The 9,204-nt window shown below is 59.8% G+C and carries 9 protein-coding genes; 4 read left to right on the plus strand and 5 right to left on the minus strand.

The annotated features are described in order from the left end of the window. The first annotated feature begins 166 nt into the window (after window positions 1-166). Genes ACT3S2_RS15305 through mutM form a run of 4 tightly spaced genes read left to right on the plus strand, consistent with a single transcriptional unit; the run spans window position 167 to window position 2,550 of the window. Window positions 167-685: a YceD family protein gene (locus ACT3S2_RS15305; RefSeq protein WP_443347946.1), complete on the plus strand. Its 519-nt coding sequence runs from the start codon at window positions 167-169 to the stop codon at window positions 683-685. Between the two features lie 2 nt (window positions 686-687). Next, window positions 688-891: a 50S ribosomal protein L32 gene (gene rpmF / locus ACT3S2_RS15310; protein WP_086996298.1), complete on the plus strand. Its 204-nt coding sequence runs from the start codon at window positions 688-690 to the stop codon at window positions 889-891. A 9-nt stretch (window positions 892-900) separates the two neighbouring features. Continuing rightward, a complete protein-coding gene (gene rnc, locus ACT3S2_RS15315; RefSeq protein ID WP_086996301.1) occupies window positions 901-1,620 on the plus strand; it encodes a ribonuclease III in 720 nt (239 codons plus the stop codon). Beyond that, window positions 1,621-2,550: a bifunctional DNA-formamidopyrimidine glycosylase/DNA-(apurinic or apyrimidinic site) lyase gene (gene mutM, locus ACT3S2_RS15320; protein WP_444561877.1), complete on the plus strand. Its 930-nt coding sequence runs from the start codon at window positions 1,621-1,623 to the stop codon at window positions 2,548-2,550. Here mutM and ACT3S2_RS15325 read toward each other — a convergent pair. From ACT3S2_RS15325 to ACT3S2_RS15345, 5 genes are all read right to left on the minus strand, one after another. Continuing rightward, the gene (locus ACT3S2_RS15325) at window positions 2,547-3,362 is read right to left on the minus strand and encodes a serine hydrolase domain-containing protein (protein ID WP_444561878.1); all 816 of its coding nucleotides are present in this window, start codon (window positions 3,360-3,362) and stop codon (window positions 2,547-2,549) included. The two genes, mutM and ACT3S2_RS15325, sit on opposite strands and share 4 nt — an antisense overlap. Window positions 3,363-3,401: 39 nt before the next feature. Further along, on the minus strand, window positions 3,402-4,424 hold the full coding sequence (locus tag ACT3S2_RS15330; RefSeq protein WP_444561879.1) for an NAD-dependent epimerase/dehydratase family protein: 1,023 nt from the start codon (window positions 4,422-4,424) through the stop codon (window positions 3,402-3,404). Continuing rightward, window positions 4,421-7,102 (minus strand): alpha/beta fold hydrolase, encoded by a 2,682-nt coding sequence (locus ACT3S2_RS15335; RefSeq protein ID WP_444561880.1) that lies wholly within the window; start codon window positions 7,100-7,102, stop codon window positions 4,421-4,423. The genes ACT3S2_RS15330 and ACT3S2_RS15335 overlap by 4 nt, the downstream gene beginning before the upstream one ends. Beyond that, entirely contained in the window at window positions 7,096-8,121 is a 1,026-nt protein-coding gene (locus tag ACT3S2_RS15340; protein ID WP_443358953.1) for a 3-oxoacyl-ACP synthase III, read from the minus strand. The genes ACT3S2_RS15335 and ACT3S2_RS15340 overlap by 7 nt, the downstream gene beginning before the upstream one ends. A gap of 176 nt (window positions 8,122-8,297) precedes the next feature. Then, a partial coding sequence (locus tag ACT3S2_RS15345; RefSeq protein ID WP_444561881.1) for a GT-D fold domain-containing glycosyltransferase occupies window positions 8,298-9,204 on the minus strand: 907 nt, incomplete at its 5' end.

Raw genomic sequence — 9,204 nt, forward strand, 5'->3', positions numbered from 1 at the left:
ACTGGTTTGAGTCCATGCTTGTGACGAGCTACGATGTAATGTCGGTCTTTGTTCTACAGGAGTTCTCATTAGCGATAAGCGTTCAGATCGTCCGTCGTCACGCGGAATCGATCGCAGCTCGCCGTTGGTCTTTTCGGCCAAGGAATTCGGGGGATACCCGGGTACCATGAAGACTCTTGAACGGACCGTGCCCGCTCCGCCTGAAATGGGGGCGGCACTGATCGGAATCGAAGAGGGGTCGGATATCGATCTGGATCTTCGATTCGAGGCCGTACACGAGGGAATCTTGGTTTCCGGTACAGCGTTCTCGGAAGTGTCCGGTGAATGCGGCCGTTGCCTGGAGCCTATCGCGTACGACCTCGAATCCGACATTCAGGAGTTGTTCTTCCATGAAGGCACTGAGTTGCCCGATGAGGAGGACATGGACCAGCGACAGATCGTGGATGACTTCATCGATCTGGAGCCGGTACTGAGGGATGCAGCGGTGACCGCGCTGCCGTTCCAACCGGTGTGCCGGGAGGGCTGCGAAGGCCTCTGCGCAGAATGCGGGATTCGCCTCGCGGACGAGCCAGGGCACCACCACGAGATTCTAGATCCCCGCTGGGCAGCTCTCACCGAGCTGGCTGGCACCACCGCAGAAGATGCGGTACAGAGTACAGATTCAGTCGAGAGAGAAGAGAGTTAGCCGTGGCTGTTCCCAAGCGGAAGATGTCCCGCTCGAATACCCGGGCCCGTCGGTCCCAGTGGAAGGCAACTGCGCCAAACCTGGTCAAGACCATGGAGAACGGCCGCGTAACCTACAGCCTGCCGCACCAGGCGAAGGTCGTGACCGACTCTGCCGGCACCGAGTTGTTCCTTGAATACAAGGGGCGCAAGGTAGCAGACGCCTAATAACGTCTGATGCCTTCAACAGAAGAGCTTCTGAAGCGTCTCGGGGTCACCATCGACCCCGAGACGCTTCGTCTTGCGCTCACACATCGCTCCTATGCTTATGAGCATGGCGGCCTTCCGACCAACGAACGCCTCGAGTTCCTCGGCGATTCGGTGCTCGGCTATGCCGTGACAGACCACCTCTACCGGACCTACCCGGACCTGCCGGAGGGTGATCTCGCGAAGCGACGTGCCTCCGTTGTTAGCACCCGAGCACTCGCCGGGATAGCGCGCAGCATTGAAGTTGGACAGCATATTCTCCTCGGTCAGGGTGAGGTACTGACCCATGGCGCGGACAAGTCCTCGATCCTTGCTGACACCATGGAGGCGTTGATCGGTGCCACGTACCTCAGTGATGGCCCAGACTCGGCCCAGGCCCTGGTGATGCGGCTGGTTGCCCCGCTGCTATCGGACGTTGAACACCTCGGTGCGGGCACCGATTGGAAGACAGCGATCCAGGAAATCGCGGCAGCGCGCAAACTTGGCCCTATTGACTACTTCATCACCGGCACCGGCCCCGACCACGCGCGGGTGTTCGAGGCAACGCTACGCATTGGCAAGACGGATTATGGAACGGGCACCGGCCCCTCCAAAAAGGAGGCCGAACAGGAGGCGGCTGCTATCTCCTATCGGACGCTGGTCTCCGCGAAGCCTGCTGTGGGGCCGGAAAAGACGACGGCCCACGAGTAGATGCCGGAACTTCCGGAAGTAGAAGTCGTGAGACGCGGTCTCGAATCCTGGGTCGCTGGCCGGCGGATCGACGAAGTCGGTGTATACGACCCGCGCTCCCTCCGCCGACATCAGGACGGCCCCGCTGACTTCATTGCCACACTGCACGGCGCAACGATCACCGACATTGTGCGACGTGGAAAGTTTCTCTGGATGCCGCTCGACGGTGTACCACGAGGGGCAGCTCTTGTCGCTCACCTAGGAATGAGCGGCCAGCTGCTGGTTGAGGACTCCACGGCGCCCGACGAAAAACACCTTAAGATCACCTTCGATCTATCGGCTTCCGCCGCGAAGCCGGGACAATTGCGTTTCGTCGATCAGCGGATCTTCGGGGGCATGTTCGTCTCACCCCTGGTGCCGACCATCGACGGAGCCCCGGGGGGACAAGGTTCCCAAGCTGCAACCATTCCCCAAGCTGCCTCGCATATCGCCCGCGATGTCTTGGATCTCAATTTCGACATAGAAAGTTTCCATCGCCGGCTGCGGGCGCGTAGGACGAGTATCAAACGCGCGATTCTGGACCAGGGGCTGGTATCCGGGGTGGGCAATATCTATGCGGACGAGGCGCTGTGGGAAGCCCAGATGCACTACGCCCGTCCCACCGACAGCCTGCGGCGCCCAGATACCTTCAGGCTATTTCTAGCGTTATCGACCATCATGGACCGAGCGCTTGCTGCCGGTGGAACTAGTTTCGACCAGCTTTACGTCAACGTGAACGGTGCGTCCGGCTACTTCTCTCGGTCATTGAACGCGTACGGACGCGGCGGACAACCGTGCCACCGCTGCGCAGCCGGGGGACGGACTTCGCTGGTTCGTCGGGATGCGTTCATGGGGCGTTCGTCCTACTGGTGCCCCGTCTGCCAGCGAGTTCCGCGCAACGCGCGTTTCTAGGCGGAGAAGTCGGAGACTACCGCATCGTTGAACGGCGTCCACGCATCAATCGCCCATGGGCCAAAGTCTCGGTCGGTCAAGGCAACGCATGCTAAGCCAGCTGACGGGTCAACCCAAAGGAAGGTCCCTGACTGTCCGAAATGGCCGAAAGTCTGAGCTGAGTTCTGAGTGCCAGTCCAATGGGGTGACTTGTGGTCCTTGATTTCAAAACCCAGGCCCCAGTCGTTGGGCTTCTGTCGGCCGTATCCGGGAAGAATACCGTCAACATCAGGAAATTGCACGGTGGTTGCTCGTTCCATGGTCGCGCCAGCGAGTAGAGTAGGATGCTGGAGCTCTGCTGCGAAGAGCGACAAATCGTGGAGAGATGAGACGGCATCGGCGGCGGGAGAACCTTCGAGCGCCGTTCCGGTCATGCCCAAGGGCTGCAGCACAGCTTCGGAGAGATAGATGGCAAAGGGGATGCCAGTCTCCGATTCAAGGGTCTTTCCCAGGACATCGAAGCCCGTATTCGAATAGATCCGGCGTGTACCCGGTTCGGCACGAACAGCATCAGAGGAAAAATCATAACCGCCGGTGTGCGCCAGCAGGTGATGAACCGTTGAACCTTCCGGACCTGCTGACTGATCGAGCGAAAGTGCCTCTTCTTCCAGAGCGACCAGGAATGCGAAGGCTGAGAGCAATTTGGTGACCGAAGCAAGCGGAAAAATGCGCTGGGGATCCCCCCTGCTGTCCAGGGTGTTGCCTTGGGTGTCCAGCACGGCTGCTGCGGCGTGGGGGACAGGCCATGTGTCGAGTAGGTCCAAGGCGGTCATGAGACGGTACTCCTCATCGGTTGCGGGTGGCGAGGCAGTCTATTCCGCGGTGCGCGGCGCAGTACCACCATAGTGGGCAGCGAGGCGGGACAGCCCATCGTCAATGGAAAGCAGGGGCTTCCATGCGAGGACTTCATGCGTGGTGCGTTGGTCGAACCAGTGCGCGGTCGACAATTGCTCGGCGAGGAATTCCGTCATCGGTGGCTCATCGGAGACCCAACCGCGACGCAGCGCTCCTGTCCAAAGCCTCTCTATCACTTTGCCTGCGTTGCGGGCCAAGGATCCGGGGACACTGAACTTTGGTGCGGGCACGCCGCCGGCGGCACAGATTCCGGCAATGAGCTCACCGACTGGACGCGGCTCTCCATTGGTGATGACCAAGGAGAGACCATGGGCAACGCTGATCCGTTCCAGCCCTTGAACAATCGCGGAAGCCGCATTGTCGACATACGTAGTATCGATCAGAGCCAGGCCGCCATCCAGCAAGGGCAGCCGGCCTGAACGCGCTCTATCGACGACCCGTTCCACGAGTTGTGTGTCGCCCGGGCCCCAGACGACGTGTGGGCGCAGAGCGGTCACACGAAATGACGGTCCGTTGGCTTCCAGCGCCAAGAGTTCTGCACTGGCCTTGGAACGAGCATAGTAGCCCCGCGCAGCGGCAGGTTCAGGAGCGCCGGCAGCCCCTCCGACGATCGATGATCCTAGGTGAGCCACGGAGGGCGATGAAACGTAGACGAAGTTTTCCACGCCGGCCGTACGGGCGGCGTCCAAGAGATTTCTGGTCCCTTCAATGTTCGTTGCTACGAATTCCTCCCACTCACCGGTGAAAGAGACCTTCGCAGCCAAATGTACGACAGCGGAAACGCCTTCGACAGCGGCGGCAACGGCGTGGGGATCGGTGATAGAGCCCCGACATTGTTCGACGCCGGGCAGTGATGCGGGACCGCGTTGAAAGGTCCTGACACGGTAACCGCGGGCCAGCAGTTCTTCGGCCACAGCCCGTCCCAGCATGCCACTCGCCCCGGTCACCAGGACGAGCTTGTCGTGATTGGCAGTACTCATTGCAGGGTTGCCTTTTTCCCAGACAGTAGACCAGTAGCCCACTGTGAAAGCGCGGAACGGTCGATCTTTGAATTGTGTCGGATGTCGGTGGGCAAATCGGGGATGACCAATACTGCAGCGACAGACATGGAAGTGGCTTGAATTATTGACGAACGGACATCCTGCGTCAACGCCTGGGCTGCCAGCCCTGAACGACGAGCCCGTTCCTCAGTTTCCACGATGACGACCACTGCTTGCGTGCCGGCAGGTCCGACACCGACAACAGCGGCACGACGAACGCCCGACACGGTCTCTGCAGCCAATTCTGCGGCAACGGGTGTCATCAGCCCCGAAGGAGTGGTGAGGATATGTCCCAGCCGACCCTGGACCCATAGACGCCCCGCGGAGTCGAGGTGGCCGACGTCCCCTGTGTGGTGCCAGCCGGGGTGAATAGCGCTGGCTTGTTCGGTGATCCACAACCGGTCATAGCGGTCCTTGACGTGGGGTGCTGAGACAACAATTTCTCCGACCTGGTCGGGGTTGGCTCGCAGTTTGTCTGACACCTGGCCCTGGTCATCCAAGGCAGCGATGGATACTCGGGCTCCGGCCACCGGGCGACCGACACACACGCCATCTCCCGTACCGGCCGCGAGAATTCCTTGAAGACTGATGTCGGTAATTGGCAATGCTTCAGTCATCCCGTAGGGCGTGTGAACCTCTGCCTGGGGAGCTAATTCCTGCACAACCTGTAACAAGGTGGTTCCCAGAGGTGCACCGGCTGAGAGGAGGAGTTCAACACGTTCAAGGGCAGATCGTTGGACGGAGTCGAGAGCGGCTGATGAGTCCACCACATTGACCAAGGCTGCTGGGGAGGCAAAAACGATGGTGGCGTTGATGGCCGACGCGGCATTGGCCAGCGCGGAGGCAGTCAAGGTTCGGGGCGAGGTGACGTCCATGTCGGGCGTGACGGAGACAGCCCCGAGAGCCGGACCCAGGAGTGCGAAAGGGGCAAACCCGGCCACGAGCGCATCGCCAGACTTCAATCCGTAGGTTGCCTGCAAGGTATCTCGCATGGCGGCGAGCCGCCGATGCGTATAGACGACGCCCTTCGCCGGACCAGTAGAACCAGAGGTGAATAAAATCGCGGCGTCGGCGTCGGGATCTGCCGCGGGGAACAGTGGGCCGCTAGCCGAGACGCTGAGCAGTCCTGATTTTTCTAGATCGCCAACGGTGGCGATAACGCCTAGGAGCCGGCGTTTGGCGGGGGACAGGTCTCCGGCGGAAATCCGTTGGCCGGGCCAATTCAGTACTCTGGCTGCCATCAGGGCACGTTCGATGCCAATGAGGAAACTGGGGCCCGCGCCACGGATGGCCCGGCCGAGACCCTTTGTCCCCAGCCCCGCATCGGCGACGACAATGACGGCACCCAGTCGGAGGCAAGCGTAGATCAGGGAGGTGAGCTCGGCACCTGGTGGGACCAGCAGGTTCACCCGATCGCCACGGCGGACACCTAATTCGGAGAGGCCGTGGGCAATGGCATCGACGCGTCGGGCCAGTGATGCCCACGACAGGGAAGCGGAACTTCGGACCCCACCGAGAGTGGGGCCCATGTCAACGACGGCATCGGTGTGGTCATTACGGCGGGCATCCAGTTCGGCAAGCATGCTCCGGAATTCGGTATTCACGTCGAGAGGCGGTAAACCGTGTTGGGATCCGGCATTGGCACGTGACGGAGCGTCGTCCTGGAGCGAAGACTTTGTTCCCGGCCTTTTGCACACCGTGGAGGTGAGCCAAGCCAACAGGGGAGAGGCGATATCCCGATCTTCGGGAAGGAGGTGACCGGCGCCTTCGAAACGGTGCACATCTACTTGAGGTAAACGGTCCATCAGGTCGCGCAGATAGCGGTCGGAGAAAATAGGATCGCGCGGCCCCCACATCATGAGAGCCGGGACATTGAGCGTCTGGATGTCCGCGGAAATCTGCTCCAAAGCGTGCCAACTGGGGTGCTCCGGCGTCGCCGGAATGTCAGCGACGAAGTTGGCTACACCCGCACGCGCTGGTGTTGAGCGGTACGGTGACATGAAGGCGGATTCAACATCGGAAGTAAGCCTCGGGTGTGCCAGCGCGTGGGTGATCTTGAGGAACGTCGGGGTGGCGCGCGTGCCCCAACCATGGACCGCAGGGTGCAGTGCAAGACTGAGGGCAGGTGGTAGGGAGAAACCTGCGGGGTGAACTGCGGTGTTCGTCAAGACGACGCCTGCCAGCTGTTCGCGATGCCGTGTCGCCCATCCCAGGGAGATGAGCCCTCCCCAGTCGTGGCCGAGAGTCACCACGGGGCCTTCAATTCCCAGTGCGTCGGTCACGTCCCCGAGGTCGGTGACTCGATCCGCTAGTCGGCGAAATGTGCCAGTCCGGTCGGAATAACCCATTTCGAGCTGATCGACGGCTACTACGCGCCATGGGGTTTCGGCCTCGGCGCCGGCTTCAAGGACGCTGCGCCAGAGGTAGGACCATGTGGGATTTCCGTGTACGGCCAGAATGGTTCCTGCTGGTGCTGCCTCCCGAGCTTCGAGCGCTGGCAGGTTGTCCAATAAATGCCATTGGTGGGACGACCCGGCGGGATCACAGCTGGCTGTTGAGGGGACGGTAAGGTATCGGGAGAATTCCGGGCGGACCCCGGGCCAGCTCCTTGCTACCACGCCAGCTCCAGCATTGCCGTGTTCAGACCGGAACCGACACCCATGCAAAGCACTCTGTCTCCCGGGTTGAGCGTGTTCGCCTCTTGGGCCAGCGTCATGGGAAGCGAAGCAGGACCGACGTTTCCCCATTTCGGGAACGTGATCGGCACCCGGTCCCGAACGAGGTTCACGGCCTTGATAATGGCATTGGTATACGAATTGGACACTTGGTGTGTGACGTAACGGTCCATGGACCCCCAGTTCCAACCGTCCTTATGGGCTTCGTCCCAGGCGTCGACGACGAGTTTCAGACCGTTGTCGAGCAGGCCTTTCGTGTCGGTGTACATCCCCTGTGGGCCGCCAACGCACAGTTCGTGATGTTCGCTTCCGGCCCGTGAGACGCCTCCGAGGATTCGGTGTGAGCCTGGGTGTTCGTCGGCGCGGCCGATGACCGCGGCTGCAGCACCAGAGCCCAAGGTCAGGGTTGCGAATTCGCGGAGGTAGTCCTCACGTGTGGAATCTTCGCGGTTCAATCGATCGAAGGTTGGTTCCTGGGCAATCTGGGAATCTTCACCAGCGACGATCAGTGCGTACTTAATCTGCCCGGAATCGATCATATTCGCGGCCAGCGTCATGCCGTTGACGAATCCGAGGCAAGCGTTGGCTAGGTCGAAGTTCATGGCTGAGGACGGTAGACCGAGCCCATTGTGAACTTTGACGGCTACGGAGGGCTCAAGATTCCTGCGGGTGACCGAGGTATTGATGAGCAGGCCGATCTCGCCGGCTTCAACTCCGGCTTCGGCTAACGCCTTGGATCCGGCTTCGATAGCCGCGTCGTCGAATCCTGTTCCTTCCGGCCACCAGCGTCGTTCGCTGACACCGGCTACCCGTTCGAGGAGCTTCTTGGACAGACGCAGTCGCTTGAGGCTCGGCTCTAGCCGCTTATCGAATTCGCTCGAGGTGACGACGACGGGAGCCTCCACACTCGTAACGGCAATAACCGCCGAGTTGGTGTGTCGAAACGTTGCATTGCCGCTCAATATCCAGCCTTCGTCCATATAGGATTCATCTGCCGCCGACGCATCCCTATGATGCGAAGACTCTCCAACCGTTAACTATGCACTCTGCGAAGTGGTTCCCGCACATTCGCCATGCGGTATGAACGCCGCCTGTGACCTTTCTCCCCTCGAGTCACAGGAAAATGACTACGAAAAACTCAAGAACGTCGGAGAGGCTTAGACTCGGGGCGCGGAGCTCCGCTGATGACGTTGGAATAGCTATCGGAGAGGTGTCCGATATCTAGACTGCGGCGACCAGCGACTGCAAGTTCGGCTGCAAGAATCGTCCCCGCCGGTCCTAGTGCTATTAAGACTAGATCCACGTCGCTTTTTAGAACTTCAGATTTGATGCGCGCGAGGTCAGAGAACGCGTTCGTTGCTGAAGAAGCAAATGTGGTCGACTTTGCGACATTGTTGAATAGTTCAGGAATCAGGTCGAATCGAGATCCTTCCCCGGTGACAATCCCGACGCGTTTCTCGTTCCAGATACTTCGCCAAAGTTGAGTTGCTCGAGGACCGAGAGAACTGAATGCGACAGGTCGAGTTACATGACTATTTCCATAGCGCGTATCCGAGTCTAGATAAGGCTGAAGTTCGGACCAGAGCTCAGCCCAAATGCCAGTCCAGTGGGCATCCCTGTAGAGTTGCGGAAATCCCACGAGAAGGTCCTCCTGCGAGTTGGTGAGGACTTTCCCTAAGGATTCTCGGAGCTCAGGGCTGTTTTGCTGAAAGCGGAGGTCAAAGTCAGGGCGAAGGAGCAATCTGAATTCTCCGTCGCCAAAACGAGCAAAACTCTGTTCTGAAGCTGCAAGCGACTCCAACGTCTTCGTGATATCGAGTTGGCACTCATTGACGAAAGAGCGGACTGAAGCCACGACTTCTGCTGTGGATGAAATGCGTAACGTTTCCAATGACCGACGCTGGGTTTGGAGCTCTTTTAGGATGGCTTTGAGAGTTTTGTCTATGGCCGCAGCATCGGTTTTGTCGGCTCGGGACGGCAGTGCTAGAGGGGCGTTGGAGTTTGTGGGGTCAACAAGAATGACTTTGCGAGGCTCAACAATCAAA

It is taken from the genome of Arthrobacter sp. AOP36-A1-22, assembly GCF_052377615.1.
In the GTDB taxonomy this organism is placed as follows: Bacteria; Actinomycetota; Actinomycetes; order Actinomycetales; family Micrococcaceae; genus Arthrobacter_H.